Origin of the sequence: Mycolicibacter sp. MU0102, from assembly GCF_963378105.1 — a bacterium.
In the GTDB taxonomy this organism is placed as follows: Bacteria; Actinomycetota; Actinomycetes; order Mycobacteriales; family Mycobacteriaceae; genus Mycobacterium; species Mycobacterium holstebronense.
In genome coordinates this window covers 3,044,067-3,060,752 of sequence record NZ_OY726398.1, presented here as the reverse complement: position 1 = coordinate 3,060,752, position 16,686 = coordinate 3,044,067, and the positions used below count along the sequence as shown (strand labels likewise).

The following is a 16,686-nucleotide window of genomic DNA, read 5'->3' as shown; positions in this document are numbered from 1 at the left end:
GAGCTAGAGGCCGAAGTCGATGACGCCCCTGATCAATTCGCCGCCGGCCAGGTCTTCATACGCCTGGTTGACGTCATCGAGCTGGTAACGCTTGGTGACCATCTCATCGAGTTGCAGTCGGCCCGCATCGTAGAGCGTGGCCAACAGCGGGATGTCGGTCCGCGGGTTACAGGAGCCGAAGACGGTGCCGCACAGCGTCTTGTTCATCAGCATCATGTCCTGGGGATCGATGTTGGTCCGGGTGCCTTGCACCGCCATTCCGGTCAGCACACAGGTGCCGGCCTTGCGGGTCAGCCGCAGTGCGTCCTCCACGTCGGAATCGCTGACGACAGCAGGGGACACCACCACCGCGTCGGCCATCACCCCGCGGGTCAGGTCGCGGACCAACTCGAAGGCCTCGGCGGCGCTGGACGCGGTGTCGGTGGCGCCGAACGTGCGCGCTGATTCCCGCTTGAAGGCAATGGGATCCACCGCGACGATCCGGACAGCGCCGTTGATGCGGGCTCCTTGGACGGCGGCCGTGCCGATACCGCCCACCCCGATGACCACGACGGTGTCGCCGCCGCGAACACCGGCGCGATACGCCGCCGAGCCGTACCCCGTCGGCACCGCGCACGCCAGCAGGGCCGCGGGAAGCAGGGGCAGTTGCGGATCGATCTTGACCAGCGAGGCGGCCGAGACCACGGTGTGTTCGGCGAACGCGCCGATCTTGGAGACATGAGCCAGATCCCGGCCGTCGCGGCCGTGGTGTCGGAAGGTGCCGTCAGTCGGCATTCCGGGCAGCATCGTTCCCGCTCCGGCATCACAGATGTACTCCATACCCGAAGAACACCAATGACATTGACCGCAGACCGCGACGAATGACGTCACCACATGATCGCCGGGGGACAGCCCCGTGACACCGTCACCGACCTGCACGACCACCCCGGAGCCTTCGTGACCGCCGATCGTCGGCGCGGTCGGAGCGCTCTGCCCCGGCGGGGCCAGGTGGCCCTGACGGATGTGTTCGTCGGAATGGCACAGGCCCGCCGCGGCCATGCGGACCAAGACCTCGCCGGCGCGCGGCGGATCGAGTTCGAACTCCTCGACCGACCAGGGGCCGCCGTAGGTTCGCAGGATCGCGGCGCGGCTTTTCATGGTGCCGGGTTTACCGGTCCGGCAGCGCGTGCTCGATGATCGGCCGGCGTGGCTGCGGGTCCCGCAAGCGGCGTTTGGCCGCCAGGTACACCTGGGCGGTCTCGTCGGCGACGGTGTGCCAATCGAAGTCGGAGCTGAGCCGCTCCCGGGCCGCCACCGCCCGGCGCTGGGCGGCGTCCGGGTCATCGAGCACGTGGCAGACGGCCGCGGCCAGGGCCGGCACGTCGCGCGGCGGGCAGGACATGCCGGTTTCGCCGTTGATCACCGCCTCGCCCAGTCCGCCCACGTCGGCGACCACCAGCGGGGTTCCGGCGGCAGCGGCCTCCAGTGCCGCCAGGCCGAACGGCTCGTAGTGACTGGGCAGTGCCGCGGCGTCGGCGCGGTGTAACAGCGCCAACAGCTCGTCGTGGTCGACCCGGCCGATGAATCGGGTTGCCTTGAGTACCCGGTTCTTTCGGGCGCATTCGACCAACCAGTCCTGCTGGGTGCCGTCGCCGGCGATGGTCAGCGTGGTTCCCGGCTGGGCGCGCCGGATCTTCGGCAGGGCGGCGATGATGTCGTGCACGCCCTTCTCGTATTCGAGCCGCCCGACGAACAGGATCTCCGGCGGCCCGCTGCGGGGCTGGCGCGGGGCGAATGGCCACCGGGCGGCGTCAATGCCGTTGCGGATCACGGTGGTTTCGGCCAGGCCGGGACCGAACAGGTCGGTGATCTCATCCCGCATCGAGGCCGAACAGGTGATCAGTGAATCGGATTCGCGGACCAGCCACGATTCCACCGCGTGCACCTGACGGCTCAACGCTCCCGACACCCAGCCGGAGTGACGCCCGGCCTCGGTTGCGTGGATCGTGGAAACCAAAGGCACATCATAGAATTCAGCGAGTGCGATCGCCGGGTGTGCAACCAGCCAGTCGTGGGCGTGCACCAGGTCGGGACGCCACACGCTCTGGCCGCCGTCGATCTTCAGCGATAGTCCGGCGCGGACCATGGAATGCCCCATCGCCAGTGTCCAGGCCATCATGTCTTCGCCGAAGGAGAATTCGTGCGGGTCCTGGGCCGCGGCGACAACCCGCACGCCCTCGCTGATCTCGTCGGACGACGGGTGCGTACTCGGGTCGGTGCCATAGGGGCGCCGGCACAGCACGACCACGTCGTGCCCGGCGGCGGCCAGCGCCGTCGACAGGTGATGGACATGGCGACCCAACCCGCCGATCACCACCGGCGGGTATTCCCACGACACCATCAGGATCTTCACGCGGTGTGTCCGTTCTGACGCGCACCGTGGCGGTGCGAGGTCCGGGGGCGGGGGGTCACCGTGGCAGCCTACGGGCATCGAGGGCGCCGAACAGACCGTCGGCCTTATTCCAGCCGTCGGCCAAGCGCTGTGCGGTGTCTCGGTGGCCGCCGGCCAGCGCGTCGGCGATCTCGCGGGTGGCGTGTGCGTGCAGCTGCGCGCGGTAGCGGGCGTAGTCGGCCGCGGAGTCCTTGCTGACCATGAACGGCCAGTCGCTGGAGACCGTCAGCAGCGCCTCGCGCAGGATCTGGTCGGCGACCCGGTCGCGCGGGGTGGGGCCCGACGGCGCAGCGGTCTGGGCCAGGGCCTTGTCGACGGCGCCCAAGGCGGTCTCGGTCACCTCGGAGTTCAGCTGAACCAGGTCGGCGACCTGCTCGCCGGACCATACCCGCCAGTCCTTGCCCGAACCCCACGAGCTGGGCGGCAGTTCGACCGGCTCGCCGACGAATCCGGCGTTGATGGCATCGGTGAGCGTGCCGACCCGAACGCCCGCTTCCGGCAGTGCCCGCAATACCCGGGCCAGCCAGGTCGGTCCCTCGTACCACCAGTGGCCGAACAGCTCGGTGTCGAATGCCGCAACCACGTGGGCCGGTCGGCCGATCCGCTCGGACTCGGACTGCAGGCGGCCCCGGACCACCTCGACGAAATCGGCGACGTGGGCATCGATCGCGGCATCAGCGCGCTGCGGGTCATACGGCGCCTTCTGCTCGGGGGAGACGTTGCGGCCGGTGACCCGGGACGGCTTCAAGCCGGTGCGGTGGTCATAGGTGTGGAAATCGCGGTAGGCGTCATGCCCGGGATAGCCCGACTTCGGCGACCACACCCGGTAGCTGACTGCAAGGTCACGGCCGAACGCGATCACGTCGGAATCACCGACCGGTCGGCCCAATGTGGTGTCGCCGTGCAGCGACGGACCGTCGACCATGAAGTGCGAAATGCCCGCGGCCGCGTACTCGGTTTCCAGCCCTGGCGTGTACGCGCATTCCGGTGCCCAGATTCCGGCGGGGGTGTGGGCCAACCGCGCCCGAGCGTCGGCCAATCCCTCGTGCAGCGCGAACTGGCGCAGCCGCGGCGCCAGCAGCGGCTGGAACGGGTGGGCCAGCGGACCGCCGAGCAATTCCACCGTCTGCGCCTGCACCAGCTCACGCAGCAGCGGGCTGGCTCCGTGGCGCCACAGCAGCGCGAACTCCTCGAGAGCCTGCTCGGCGGCGGCGGATTCGTGCAGCCCGAACGGTCGGATGTCGGGAAGGGTGGTGGCCTGGGCGGCGCGCAGCTGCCAGTTCGCCAGCCAGTGGTGCATCCCGTCCAGGCAGTACGGGTCGTCGAGCTGGGCGGCGACCACCGGTGTCACCCCGAGCGTGAGCAGGTTCCGGCGGCCTTCGGCGGCCAGCGTCCGCAGCACCCGCACCAGCGGCAGGTACGCCGCCGACCAGGATTGGTAGAGCCACTCCTCACCGACCGGCCAGCGGCCGTGGTGCGCCAGCCACGGCAGGTGGGTGTGCAGCACCAGGGTGAATAGGCCCGGTACCGGGCCGCTGGACTTGTCGGTCACCGGCGCACCGCGATCGCCACCAGATCCAGGCTGTCGTCGATGTTGCGCTGCGAGGCTTCGAGGATGTCGAAGTCGTCACTGGTGACGGCGGCGACATCGGCCAGCAAGTCGGCCGGCCAGGGCGCGTCGGCGACGGCCCGCGCGATCTGGGCGTCGATGATCGAGCCGCCGTGCCGGGCGTCCATCTCGGCCAGCACCGGCCCATGAAAAACCCCGAACATGCCGTCCATGACGAATCCGCCCTCGAGCAGCAGCTCGGTGAGCTCGGCGGCATTGAGTTCGCGGGTGTGGAACGGGTTGATCGGGGTGTCGCGCCCGGGGGAGAAGGTGATCCGGTTGGGCGTGGACACCATCAGCAACCCGCCGGGCCGCAGCACGCGGGCGCATTCGGCGATGAACTGCCCCTGGTCCCAGAGGTGCTCGATGACTTGGAAGTTGACCACCACGTCCACGGCCGCGTCGGGCAGCGGCAAGTCGGCGAGGTTTCCCTGGACGGCTTCGACGCGCGGGTAACAGGCCCGTACGTGGGCCACCGCCGCGTCGTCGTAATCCACGCCGATCACCCGCTGGGCCACGCGCGCGATCAGGTCGGCGCCATAGCCCTCGCCGAATCCGGCCTCCAGGACTTCGCGGCCGCTACAGCGCGGCGCCAGCTGCTGGTAGACCACCTCGTGACGTCGGAACCAGTAGTTCTCGACGTCCAGTCCGGGAATGGTGCGCTCCCCGGTCAGCGTCAGCGTGCTGTCGCTGGGCGGCGTGCCGGTGGGTTCTCCGGCGGCATTCGTAGATTTCATTGCACAGGCAGGCTAACGCGAAGGGCGCGGTCCATGAACCGGCTACCCCACATGGCAATATCACGACCCGCTACTCTGTACACGCGAACCGCATTAAGTTACCGGTGAGTAACATTCTCGTGCGGCTGCGTGAATCGCTACCGAAGTCTTGTGGCCCGCCGCTGCAGGACCCCTTCGAGGAGGACGAACCACACTCATGACGAACATCGTGGTCCTGATCAAACAGGTCCCAGACACCTGGTCGGAGCGCAAGCTCACCGACGGTGACTTCACTCTGGACCGTGAGGCTGCCGACGCCGTGCTCGATGAGATCAACGAGCGGGCCGTCGAAGAGGCTCTGCAGATCCGGGAGGCCGAAGGCGCCGAAGGCACCGTAACCGTGCTGACCGCCGGTCCGGAGCGGGCCACCGAGGCGATCCGCAAGGCGCTGTCGATGGGGGCTGACAAGGCCGTGCACATCCTGGACGACGGCATGAAGGGTTCCGACGTCGTCCAGACCGGTTGGGCGCTGGCGCGCGCGCTGGGCGCCATCGAGGGCACCGAGCTGGTCATCGCCGGCAACGAGTCGACCGACGGTGTCGGCGGTGCGGTTCCGGCGATCATCGCCGAGTACCTGGGTCTGCCGCAGCTGACCCACCTGCGCAAGCTGACCGTCGAGGGCGGCAAGGTCACCGGTGAGCGGGAGACCGACGAGGGCGTGTTCACCCTGGAGGCTTCGCTGCCGGCCGTGGTGAGCGTCAACGAGAAGATCAACGAGCCGCGCTTCCCCTCCTTCAAGGGCATCATGGCCGCCAAGAAGAAGGAAGTCACCGTGCTCACCCTGGCCGAGATCGGCGTGGAGGCCGACGAGGTCGGTGTCGCCAACGCCGGTACCAAGGTGACCGCTTCGACTCCGAAGCCGCCGAAGACCGCTGGCGAGAAGGTGACCGACGAGGGCGATGGCGGCACCAAGATCGCCGGCTACCTGGTTGCCCAGAAGCTCATCTAAGCGATCCCCGGACCTAGCGAAGACGGAAGAAAATAGACATGGCTGAAGTACTTGTGCTCGTTGAGCACTCCGACGGAGCGCTGAAGAAGGTCAGCTCCGAACTGATCACCGCCGCGCGTGAGCTCGGCGAGCCGTCCGCGGTCGTCGTCGGTGCCCCCGGCACCGCCGCCCCGCTGGTGGACGGCCTGAAGGAAGCCGGCGCCGCAAAGATCTACGTCGCCGAATCCGACGTGGTGGACAGCTACCTGCTCACCCCGACTGTCGACGTGCTGGCCGGGCTGGCCGAGTCGGCTGCCCCGGCTGCGGTGCTGATCGCCGCCACCGCCGACGGCAAAGAGGTCGCCGGCCGCCTGGCGGCCCGGATCGGTTCCGGTCTGCTGGTCGACGTCGTCGAGGTCAAGGCAGGCGCCAAGGTCGTGCACTCGATCTTCGGTGGTGCCTACACCGTCGAGGCCGAGCCCACCGGCGAACTCCCGGTCATCACCGTCCGTGCGGGTGCCGTTGAGCCCGCGCCGGCCGCTGGTGCGGGCGAGCAGGTCACCGTGGAGGTGCCCGCCGCCGCTGAGAACGCCACCAAGATCACCTCGCGTCAGCCGGCCGTGGCCGGTGACCGCCCGGAGCTCACCGAGGCCCCCATCGTGGTGTCCGGTGGTCGCGGTGTCGGCAGCGCCGAGAGCTTCTCGGTCGTCGAGGAGCTGGCCGACTCGCTCGGTGCTGCCGTCGGCGCCTCGCGTGCCGCGGTGGACTCGGGCTACTACCCGGGCCAGTTCCAGATCGGCCAGACCGGCAAGACGGTTTCGCCGCAGCTGTACATCGCCCTGGGCATCTCCGGTGCGATCCAGCACCGGGCCGGCATGCAGACGTCCAAGACCATCGTCGTGGTCAACAAGGACGAGGAAGCGCCGATCTTCGAGATCGCCGACTTCGGCATCGTCGGCGACCTGTTCAAGGTCACCCCGCAGCTGACCGAGGCGATCAAGGCCCGCAAGGGTTAAGAAGCACCTCTCACCTGCGTGAGCAGTCGGCAAAACCCCCGCACGCCTGGCGTGTCGGGGGTTTTGCCGTCTTTGCGGGGCCGTGACGCCGAGTGCGAGCAGCTACGAGAAACCCTCGCTGCCGCCCGCGGGGGCCGTAGCCAGGTGCTGGTGCTGCGCGGCGAGGCCGGGATCGGCAAGACCGTGCTGCTGGACTATCTGGCCGAATCGGCGCCGGACTTCCACGTGATTCGGGCGGCCGGGGTGGAGTCCGACATGGAGCTGGCCTTCGCCGGGCTGCAGCAGCTGTGCGCACCGGTGGCCGACGGGATCGACCTGTTGCCCGAACCGCAGCGCGAGGCGCTGGCTATCGCGTTCGGCATGAGCAGCGGATCGGCGCCGGACCGATTTCTGGTCGGGCTGGCGGTGTTGGGCCTGCTTGCCGGGGTCGCCACCCGGCAGCCGGTGCTGTGTCTGATCGACGATGCCCAGTGGCTCGATCGGGTTTCGGCTCAGACGCTGGGGTTCGTAGCCCGCCGGTTACGGGCCGAACCCGTCGCGTTGGTGTGCGCACTGCGGGAACCCGTCGACGGACTGACCGGACTGCCGAAACTGATGTTGCGCGGCCTGGCCGACGCCGACGCGCGCGCCGTGCTGGAGTCGGCGCTGCCGGGCCGGATCGATTCCCAGGTCGCCGACCGGATCGTCGCCGAGACTCACGGCAACCCGCTGGCGTTGTTGGAACTGCCGCGGGGGCTGTCCGCGGCCGAGTTGGCCGGCGGCTACTACCGCCCCGACGTGGTACCGGTGGCGGGACAGATCGAACGCCATTACCTGGCCCGGGTTCATGCGTTGCCAGACGACGCCCAACGACTCTTGTTGCTGGCTGCCGCCGAGCCGGTGGGGGATGCGGCGCTGTTGCTGCGGGCGGCCGGTGAGTCGGGCCTGGCGGCCGCGGCCATCGCTCCGGCAGAGGAGGCCGGCCTGATCGAGGTGGGCGCGCGGGTGCGGTTCCGGCATCCACTGGTGCGTTCGGCGATCTACCGCGCGGCGAGTCTGGAAGAGCGCCGCGATGCCCACCGCGCGCTGGCGCAGGCCACCGACCCGGCGCACGACCCCGACCGGCGGGCGTGGCATCGCGCCCATGCGGCGCCCGGCCCGGACGAATCGGTCGCCGCGGAGCTGGAACGTTCTGCTGACAGGGCGGCATTGCGCGGTGGAACCGCCGCGGCGGCAGCATTTTTGGCTCGTGCCACCGAACTGACGCCCGACCCGCTGCGGCGCGGGTCCCGGGCGCTCGATGCCGCCGAAGCCAAGCGGGAGGTGGCTGAAATAGACGCCGCCGCAGTCCTGTTGGGCACCGCCGAGCTCGCACCGCTCGACGAGCTGCAGCGTGCTCGGCTGGCCCGGATGCGCGCGCAGTTGGCGTTCACCCGTGGCCGCGGGAGCGGACACACCTCCACCGTTCTTGACTCAGTTCACCAATTCTTCAGCGCGGCAAGTCGTTTGGAGCCCATTGACGCGGTGATGGCGCAAGAGACCCTGTTGGAGGCGGTCAGTGCGGCGATGTATGCGGGCCGGGCATTCGGGGCGCAGGTGCGCCAGCACACCGCGGCGGCGCTGGCAGCGGGCGTGCGGACGAACCGGCCGGCTGACCTGCTGCTGCTTGCGTTGACCACCCGTATCAGCGCCGGCTGCCAGGCCGGCCTGGAGCCGTTGCGTGCCGCGATTGCCGCACTGACCCCAAACACCTGGTCATGGCAGGCGTTTCCGATCGGATACGAAGCCGCCGTGCATGACGTGTGGGACGACCAGGCCTGGTATCGGATCGCCAATGACGCCGTGCGGGTCGCGACCGACACCGGTGCGCTGGCCATGCTGCCGGTCGCGTTGACGACCCGGGCCGGCGTACACGTGCAGGCCGGCGAGTTCGCGGCGGCGCGCGCGCTGATCGCCGACGCCGACGCCCTGAGCGCGGCGTCCGGTCAGACCCCGGTGCGCTATCACGCGCTGGCGTTGGCGGCCTGGACGGGCGAGGAAGCCGCGGCGACCGCGCTGATCGACGCCGCGGCCCGCAGCGGGGCCGCCCGCGGGGAGGGCCGCATCATCGCGCTGATCGGCTACGCCTCCGCGGTGCTCAACAACGGCTTGGGCCGCTACCAGTCGGCATGCGAGGCGCTGCGCCGGGTGCTGGAGTACGAGGATCTGGGCCTCTACGGGTGGAACCTGGCCGAACTGGTGGAGGCCGGGGTGCGCGGCGGCGAGCTGACATTGGCCGCCGAGGCGCTGGCGCAGCTGGCCGAACGCACCACCGTCAGCGGAACCGACTGGGGGCTGGGCGTATTGGCCCGCTCGCGAGCGCTGCTGTGTGACGGCCCCGCCGCCGAGGACCACTATGTCGAGGCCGTCGAGCGGCTGGAGCGCACCCGGATCGCCGTGGACCTGGCGCGTGCGCACCTGGTGTACGGGGAGTGGCTGCGCCGGGAGAAGCGGCGCGGTGACGCGCGTAGGCAGCTGCGCACCGCCCACGAGATGTTCACTGGGTTCGGGGCGCAGGCCTTCGCGCAGCGCAGCCGCCGCGAACTACAGGTGATCGGCGACAAAGTCAGCGGCAAGGCCGCGCCCGGCGGTGACGTGATGACACCACAGGAGCGGCAGATCGCCGAGCTGGCCGGTGCCGGCCTGACCAATGTCGAGATCGGGGCCCAGCTGTTCATCAGTGCTCACACCGTCGAATGGCACCTGCGCAAGGTCTTCGCCAAGCTGGGAATCCGCTCGCGCCGCGAACTGCGCGACATCGCTGTCGGCCGCTGACCGGGGCCCCAAACCCCGCCCGCCGCGAAGCAGACTACGGACTTTCCGGGGTTCCCCCACGGACCGCACGGTGCCAGGGTCGAGGTACCGAAATCGTGCTGTGAAGAGAGGGTGTATCGAGGATGAAGATCACTGTGATGGGTGCCAGCGGGCAGATCGGTACCAAGGTCGTAGAGCTGCTGCGCGCCGCCGGCCACGAGACCGTGGCAGCTGCCCGCAATTCCGGTGTCGACGTGCTGACCGGAGACGGCCTGGCCGACGCCCTCTCGGGCGCCGACGTGCTCGTCGACGTGGTCAACTCACCCGACTTCGCCGACGGACCGGTGCTGGACTTCTTCACCAAGTCCACCACCAACCAGGTAGACGCGGCCAAAGCCGCTGACGTCGGCCACTACGTGGTGCTCTCCATCGTGAACTGCGACGGCCTGCCCGACAGCGGCTACATGCGCGCCAAGGTCGCCCAGGAGCGCATCATCGCCGAGTCTGGGTTGCCCTACACCGTCGTGCGTGCCACGCAGTTCCACGAGTTCGCCGACGGCATCACCGCATCACTGACCGTCGACGGCGAGGTCCGGGTGCCCGAAGGTCTGATCCAGCCGATCGCCGGGGCTGACGTGGCCGCTGAAGTGGCCCGCGCCGCTCAGGCCGCGCCGGTCGACGGGATCATCAACATCGGTGGCCCGGAGAAGCTGACCTTCGCTGAACTGGCCGCCCTGGTGCTGGCCCATCGGGGCGAGAACCTCCCGATCGTCGTCGACCCGGCTGCGGTCTATTTCGGCACCAAGATCGGCGACACCGGCCTGGTCACCGGCGACGACGCGACCCTGGCGGCGACCAGGCTGGCTGACTGGCAGGTGACACAGTGAACGACCTGGCGGGTCAGACCGCCCTGGTGACCGGCGGGACCGCGGGCATCGGGCTCGAATCCGCGCGGCTGTTGGCGCGCCACGGTGCCGAGGTGATCATCACTGGCCGCTCGGAGCAGCGTGGTGCCGCCGCCGTCGCCGAACTCGGTGGCGGTGTGCGGTTCGTGGCCGCGGATCTGTCCGACCTCGACTCGGTGAGATCTCTGGTGCGCCAATGCGGCGACGGCGTCGACATTGTGGTGAACAACGCCGCCAGCTTCCCCGGTGCGCTGACCGTGGAACAGGATGTGGCCTCGTTCGAGTCGACCTTCGATACCAATGTGCGCGGCGCCTATTTTCTGGTCGCAGCCTTGGCGCCGGGAATGCTGCGGCGCGGGCGCGGCAGCATCGTCAATGTCACCAGCATGGTCGCCTTCAAGGGGGTTCCCGGTGCGTCGAGCTACAGCGCTTCCAAAGCCGCGTTGGAGTCGCTGACTCGTACGTGGGCCGCGGAATTCGGCCCACACGGGGTACGGGTCAACAGCGTTGCGCCGGGACCGACCGCCACCGACGGAGTCGTCGCCGAATGGGGCGACGTCAATGACGAACTGGGGCGGGCGCTTCCGCTGGGGCGCACCGCACACGCCACCGAGATCGCCGAGGCCGTGTTGTTCCTCGCGTCGTCGCGGTCCAGCTTCATCACCGGATCGACGCTGCACGCCGACGGCGGCGGCGCCGCTGCCTGACCCGCGGCGTTGAGATTGCACTGATGGTTGTGCATGACATGGCGGATTCATGGTTTGGTTGCAACAGTGGTTTCTGTCGGGGGTGACAGTAGTCGCTTGAGGACTTGGGCGGGGCTGTCCCAGTCGAAGCGTTTGCGGGGTCGTCCGTTGAGTTCGGCGGCGACTTCGGCGAGGTAGTCGGCGGAGTGCACTGACAGGTCGGTGCCCTTCGGGAAATATTGGCGCAGTAGCCCGTTGGTGTTTTCGTTGCTGCCGCGCTGCCATGGTGAGTGCGGGTCGCAGAAGTAGATGTCGATGTCGGCTTCGAAGCTGATACGGGCATGGTGATGCATTTCGCTGCCTTGGTCCCAGGTCAGGGACCGACGTAGGGCTTCAGGCAGGGTTTTGATCGCAGCGATCATCGCCTCGGCCACCGTTTCGGGGTCGCGACGTGCCGGCAGATGCAGCAACTGGACGAATCCGGTGGAGCGCTCCACGAGGGTGCCGATCTGGGAGGCCTGGTTCTTGCCGATGATCAAGTCGCCTTCCCAATGGCCGGGGACGGCACGGTCGGCGGCCTCGGCGGGACGTTGGCTGATATTGACCATGCCCGCAATCCGGCCCTGCGAGGTGGGGCGGCCGGTACGTGCACGGGGTTTGCGCAGCGCTCGCCCGGTGCGCAGGCACTGAGTCAGCTCACGGCGCAGCTCGCCGCGTCCTTGCACGTAGAGCGCCTTGTAGATGGTCTCGTGGGACACCTGCATCTCCGGGCGGTCAGGGTAGGTCTTGGCCAACAGCCCAGCGATCTGCTGCGGGCTGTATTTCATGACCAACAACGCTTGCACCTCCTCGCGCAGCGCCCGGTGGCGGGCCAGCTTTCCCGCTTTGGGGCGCCGCGCCCGTTCTTCGCTGCGGCGTTGCGCGATCCGTGCCGAATAGCCGGACTTGGCATCCCAGCCCGCTCGGCGAGCACCGAACCGGTACTTCGCTCGGTAACGACCTGGCGCGGTACGGCACCGGCCATTGGCGTGGATCTCGCGCATGATCGTCGACGGAGCCCGGTTGAGCCGGCCGGCGATTGAACGGATCGACTCCCCGCCAGCGGTGCCGATCATGATCTGTTCACGGTCGTCCGGTGACAGTCGCGGTCGTTTGCGTCCCTGCGGATCCTGCATTCGTGGGTTCACACCACCGAATCTGCGGAACCATTTACCGCCACAGGTCACCGACACGCCGACCAACAGAGCAGCGTCTGACGACGAGCATCCCGCAGCGATCAAATCCCAGAACCGACGCTGCACCGACAACACCTGCGGTTGACCAGTCATCAACACCCCCAACTACGAAGTGTTGCAACCACCCCCTGAGCCCAGGCATCGATTCACGACCATAGATGCAATCTCAACGCCCGGCGGGCGTTGCTTGCCGGTGCGCACAATTCGTCACCAAGCGTGCACCGACATGTCATGCCGTGATTGCCTCGTCGCTGCCTGGCTGCGCGAGCGTGGCGGGTGTGAGCACTGGTTCTGTTCTCATCGCCCCTGAGCCCGCCACCGATTCTCCCGCTTCCGGGACCGACAACCCCCGCTACTCGCTGCTGTTGTCCACCGATTCCGCCATGATCGAAGCCGCCCAACGGATGCGCTTTGAGGTGTTCAGCACCGAGCCGGGCTTTACCCTGACCGATTCCGGCGACAGCCGCCCCGGCCTGGACGCCGACCACTTCGACGAATACTGCGACCACCTACTGGTGCGCGACGACGACTCCGGTGAGCTGGTCGGCTGCTACCGGATGCTTCCTCCCACCGGGGCTATCGCCGCCGGAGGTCTTTACAGCGCAATGGAATTCGATGTCACCGCGCTGGACCCGCTGCGGCCGTCGCTGGTCGAGATGGGCCGCGCGGTGGTGCGGCCGGGCCACCGCAACGGCGCCGTCGTGCTGTTGATGTGGGCAGGCATCCTGGCCTATCTGGACCGCTACCAGTACGACTACATCACCGGCTGCGTCTCGGTGCCGGTGCGCGGCGAGGGCGCCCCCGGTAGTCAGATCCGCGGTGTCCGCGATTTCGTGCGGCGCCGCCACGCCTCCCCGTACCGGGTTACTCCGTATCGGCCGGTGGTGATCGACGGCAAGAGCCTCGACGAGATCGCGCCGCCGACTCGCCCCACCATGCCGCCGCTGCTGCGCGGCTACCTGCGCCTGGGCGCGCGGGTCTGCGGCGAGCCGGCCCACGACCCAGATTTCGGGGTGGGGGACTTCCCGGCCCTGCTGCGCCGCAGCGAGGCCGACACCCGCTACCTGCGCCGACTCCGGTCGGTGTCCGCGGCGTCGGTGGTCGGCGGGGCCCCAGAAGCCCCAGCGGCCACAGCGGCCCTAGACAGCGCCGCACACGCGTGAACCGGACGGTGGTGAACGCGTGGGCGCCCCTGGCGGCCTGCACGCCGAGATGTGTCCGCCGCGGTAGCGAGCGGCCGTTCCCGGCAGTGGTGGCGCTGCGGCTGGCGCTGGTGGTGCTGCTGGCACCGCTGCTGCCACTGCTGGCGGTGCCGATTCCAGGTCGCGTCCGGCTGCAGCGCGGCGCGTGCCGGGTGGTGTTGCGCTGCTTCGGGGTGCGGGTGACGACGACCGGCGGGCCGGTACGCAACCTGCGCGGCATCTTGGTGGTCAGCCCGCACGTGTCCTGGCTGGACGTGTTCGTCATCGGTGCGGTGTCGCCGGGCACGTTCGTGGCGCGCGCCGATCTGATCAGCTGGCCCGGTATCGGAGCGCTGGCCCGCATGATGCGGATCATCCCCATCGAGCGCGACAGTCTGCGTGGGTTGCCGGTGGTGATCGACACGGTCGCGGCCCGATTGCGGGCCGGTCGCACGGTCGTGGCGTTCCCGGAGGGCACCACGTGGTGCGGACGGGCCCACGGCCGGTTCTATCCGGCGATGTTCCAGGCCGCCGTGGATGCGGGCCGGCCGGTGCAGCCCCTGCAGCTCACCTATCACCACCCGGACGGGGCGCCGTCGACCGTACCGGCGTTCGTCGGCGACGACAGCCTGCTGGCCTCGATGCGTCGTCTGATCACCGCGCGCCGCACCATCGCGCAGGTGCATGTCGCGGCATTGCAGTTGCCGGGAACGGATCGGCGTGAGCTCGCCGCTCGTTGCCAGGCGGCGGTGGGCTGGCGGGTCCGGCGACGCCGACGGGCCCGCATCGCTTGTTGAGCACCCTGGCCGCCCGCCGCAACGCTGGGTCGTCGCGAAGTGCCCGGTATCCTTAGCAGGTCATGGTCTATCTGGATCACGCTGCCACCACCCCGATGCACCCGCAGGCCATCGAGGCGATGACAGCTGTGCTGGGCACCGTGGGAAACGCCTCCTCGCTGCACGCCGCCGGCCGCGCCGCGCGCCGTCGCATGGAGGAGTCCCGGGAGTCCATCGCGGCACTGCTGGGTGCGCGTCCGTCGGAGGTGGTGTTCACCTCCGGCGGCACCGACGGCGACAACCTGGCCGTCAAGGGCATCTACTGGGCCCGCCGCGACGCCGATGCGCAGCGGCGCCGGATCATCACCACTGAGGTCGAGCACCACGCCGTGCTGGATGCGGTGGGCTGGCTCGCCGATCACGAGGGCGCCGAGATCACCTGGCTGCCCACCAACGCCGACGGGTCGGTGTCACCGGAGGCGCTTCGCGAGGAATTGGACGACGGCCGGGCCGACGACGTCGCCCTGGTGTCGGTGATGTGGGCCAACAATGAAGTCGGCACGGTGTTGCCGGTCGCTGAGCTGGCCGCGATCGCCGCGCAGTTCGGGGTGCCGATGCACTCCGACGCGGTGCAGGCTGTCGGGCAGCTGCCGGTCGATTTCGCTGCCAGCGGGTTGTCCGCGCTGAGCCTGACCGCCCACAAGTTCGGTGGGCCGTGCGGGGCCGGCGCACTGCTGATTCGTCGTGACGTGACCTGTGTCCCGCTCACGCACGGTGGGGGACAAGAGCGTGACATCCGTTCCGGCACACCCGATGTCGCCGGAGCAGTCGGAATGGCTGCGGCTCTCCAGGTCGCCGTGGGCTCGTTGGAGGCCACCGCCGACCGGGTCGCGGGCCTGCGCGATCGGCTCATCGACGGAGTGCTCGCCCGGATCGACAACACCCGGGTCAACGGCTCGCGCACCCAACGCCTGCCCGGCAACGCCCACTTCACCTTCGCCGGCTGCGAAGGCGACTCGCTGCTGATGCTGTTGGACGCCAACGGGATTGAATGCTCCACCGGATCTGCCTGCACCGCCGGTGTGCCGCAGCCCTCGCACGTGCTGACCGCGATGGGAGCAGACCCGGTCGCAGCCCGCGGATCGCTGCGACTGTCGTTGGGGCACAACAGCGTCGACGGTGACGTCGACGCGGTACTGGCGGTGTTGCCCGGCGCGGTGGACCGGGCACGCCAGGCGATGCTGGCCGCCGCGGGAGTAGCGCGATGAAGGTCGTCGCCGCGATGAGCGGCGGAGTGGACTCCTCGGTGGCGGCGGCCCGCATGGTCGATGCCGGCCACGACGTGGTCGGCGTGCACCTGGCACTGTCGCGCAACCCGGGCACCCTGCGCACCGGCTCGCGGGGCTGCTGCTCGCGGGAAGACTCCGACGACGCCCGTCGCGTCGCCGACGTGCTGGGCATCCCGTTCTACGTGTGGGACTTCTCCGAGCAGTTCAAGGACGAGGTGATCGACGACTTCGTCGAGTCCTACGCGCGCGGCGAGACGCCCAATCCGTGCATGCGGTGCAACGAGAAGATCAAGTTCTCCGCGGTGGCCGCCCGAGCCCTCGCCCTGGGTTTCGACATGGTGGCCACCGGCCACTACGCCCGGCTAGCCGACGGTCGACTGCGCCGCGCGGTGGACGCCGACAAGGACCAGTCCTATGTGCTCGCGGTGCTCTCCGCCGAGCAGCTCCAGCACGCGGCGTTCCCGATCGGGGATACCCCCAAGCCGCAGATCCGCGCCGAAGCCGCCGAACGCGGCCTGGCGGTGGCGAGCAAGCCCGACAGCCACGACATCTGCTTCATCCCGACCGGCGACACTCGCACCTTCCTCGGCGGTCACATCGGAGTGCGGCCCGGAGCTGTGGTGGACACCGGCGGATCGGTGCTTGCGCAGCACGACGGGGTGCACGGTTTCACCATCGGCCAGCGCAAGGGCCTGGGCATCGCCGGGCCCGGCCCGGACGGCCAGCCGCGCTACGTGACCGGTATCGACGCCGCGACCGGCACCGTCACCGTCGGGTCGGCCGTCGACTTGAACGTGGTGGAGCTGACCGGGCGAGCGCCGGTGTTCACCTCGGGGCAGCCGTGGCGCGGGCCAGTCGAGTGCGAGGTGCAGGTGCGGGCCCACGGCGAGACGGTCGGCGCGGTGGCCGAACTGGTCGGTGACATGCTGCAGGTGCGGCTGCGCGAGCCGCTGCGCGGCGTGGCCCGCGGCCAGACCCTGGCCTGCTACCGCCCGGACGCACAAGGCGACGAAGTGATCGCCAGCGCCACCATTGCGGCCACCGGTGCATAGCGTCAGCTCTTAGCGCCGAACGTGTACTGA

General features: G+C 69.2%; 14 protein-coding genes. 9 read left to right on the top strand and 5 right to left on the bottom strand.

Features of this window, described 5'->3' with window-relative positions; all coding sequences use genetic code 11:
* Positions 1-3: 3 nt before the first annotated feature.
* From RCP37_RS14385 to RCP37_RS14370, 4 genes are read right to left on the bottom strand one after another with little or no spacing between them, the layout of a single operon-like run.
* A complete protein-coding gene (locus RCP37_RS14385) occupies positions 4-1,137 on the bottom strand; it encodes an NDMA-dependent alcohol dehydrogenase (RefSeq protein WP_308483737.1) in 1,134 nt (377 codons plus the stop codon).
* Between the two features lie 10 nt (positions 1,138-1,147).
* Positions 1,148-2,392, bottom strand: a complete 1,245-nt coding sequence (locus RCP37_RS14380) for a glycosyltransferase family 4 protein (RefSeq protein ID WP_308483736.1) — start codon at positions 2,390-2,392, stop codon at positions 1,148-1,150.
* Between the two features lie 55 nt (positions 2,393-2,447).
* Positions 2,448-3,983 (bottom strand): 1,4-alpha-glucan branching protein domain-containing protein, encoded by a 1,536-nt coding sequence (locus tag RCP37_RS14375; protein ID WP_308483735.1) that lies wholly within the window; start codon positions 3,981-3,983, stop codon positions 2,448-2,450.
* Positions 3,980-4,777 (bottom strand): class I SAM-dependent methyltransferase, encoded by a 798-nt coding sequence (locus RCP37_RS14370; RefSeq protein WP_308483734.1) that lies wholly within the window; start codon positions 4,775-4,777, stop codon positions 3,980-3,982. The genes RCP37_RS14375 and RCP37_RS14370 overlap by 4 nt, the downstream gene beginning before the upstream one ends.
* Before the next feature lie 196 nt (positions 4,778-4,973).
* On the opposite strand from RCP37_RS14370, the gene RCP37_RS14365 reads away from it, so the two are divergent.
* The 5 genes from RCP37_RS14365 (at position 4,974) to RCP37_RS14345 (ending at position 11,144) form a co-directional block, all read left to right on the top strand.
* A complete protein-coding gene (locus RCP37_RS14365) occupies positions 4,974-5,765 on the top strand; it encodes an electron transfer flavoprotein subunit beta/FixA family protein (protein WP_046286923.1) in 792 nt (263 codons plus the stop codon).
* 38 nt (positions 5,766-5,803) lie between these two features.
* On the top strand, positions 5,804-6,760 hold the full coding sequence (locus tag RCP37_RS14360; protein WP_308483733.1) for an electron transfer flavoprotein subunit alpha/FixB family protein: 957 nt from the start codon (positions 5,804-5,806) through the stop codon (positions 6,758-6,760).
* 18 nt (positions 6,761-6,778) lie between these two features.
* Positions 6,779-9,553: an AAA family ATPase gene (locus tag RCP37_RS14355; RefSeq protein ID WP_308483732.1), complete on the top strand. Its 2,775-nt coding sequence runs from the start codon at positions 6,779-6,781 to the stop codon at positions 9,551-9,553.
* A 122-nt stretch (positions 9,554-9,675) separates the two neighbouring features.
* Positions 9,676-10,419, top strand: a complete 744-nt coding sequence (locus RCP37_RS14350) for an SDR family oxidoreductase (protein WP_308483731.1) — start codon at positions 9,676-9,678, stop codon at positions 10,417-10,419.
* Positions 10,416-11,144, top strand: coding sequence for an SDR family NAD(P)-dependent oxidoreductase (locus RCP37_RS14345; RefSeq protein ID WP_308483730.1), 729 nt, complete (start codon positions 10,416-10,418; stop codon positions 11,142-11,144). The genes RCP37_RS14350 and RCP37_RS14345 overlap by 4 nt, the downstream gene beginning before the upstream one ends.
* Positions 11,145-11,191: 47 nt before the next feature.
* On the opposite strand, the gene RCP37_RS14340 is transcribed toward RCP37_RS14345, so the two are convergent.
* Complete coding sequence (locus tag RCP37_RS14340) at positions 11,192-12,451, bottom strand: IS30 family transposase (RefSeq protein ID WP_308483379.1); 1,260 nt, start codon at positions 12,449-12,451, stop codon at positions 11,192-11,194.
* A gap of 185 nt (positions 12,452-12,636) precedes the next feature.
* Here RCP37_RS14340 and RCP37_RS14335 point away from each other — a divergent pair, with 185 nt between their 5' ends.
* The 4 genes from RCP37_RS14335 to mnmA all read left to right on the top strand — a co-directional run bounded on the left by RCP37_RS14335 (position 12,637) and on the right by mnmA (position 16,656).
* Positions 12,637-13,521 (top strand): GNAT family N-acetyltransferase, encoded by an 885-nt coding sequence (locus RCP37_RS14335; protein WP_308483729.1) that lies wholly within the window; start codon positions 12,637-12,639, stop codon positions 13,519-13,521.
* On the top strand, positions 13,518-14,336 hold the full coding sequence (locus RCP37_RS14330; protein WP_373693023.1) for a lysophospholipid acyltransferase family protein: 819 nt from the start codon (positions 13,518-13,520) through the stop codon (positions 14,334-14,336). The genes RCP37_RS14335 and RCP37_RS14330 overlap by 4 nt, the downstream gene beginning before the upstream one ends.
* A 62-nt stretch (positions 14,337-14,398) precedes the next feature.
* A complete protein-coding gene (locus RCP37_RS14325) occupies positions 14,399-15,583 on the top strand; it encodes a cysteine desulfurase family protein (RefSeq protein WP_308483728.1) in 1,185 nt (394 codons plus the stop codon).
* Positions 15,580-16,656, top strand: a complete 1,077-nt coding sequence (mnmA, locus tag RCP37_RS14320; RefSeq protein ID WP_308483727.1) for a tRNA 2-thiouridine(34) synthase MnmA — start codon at positions 15,580-15,582, stop codon at positions 16,654-16,656. Before RCP37_RS14325 ends, mnmA begins: the two co-directional genes overlap by 4 nt.
* The last annotated feature ends 30 nt before the right edge of the window (positions 16,657-16,686 follow it).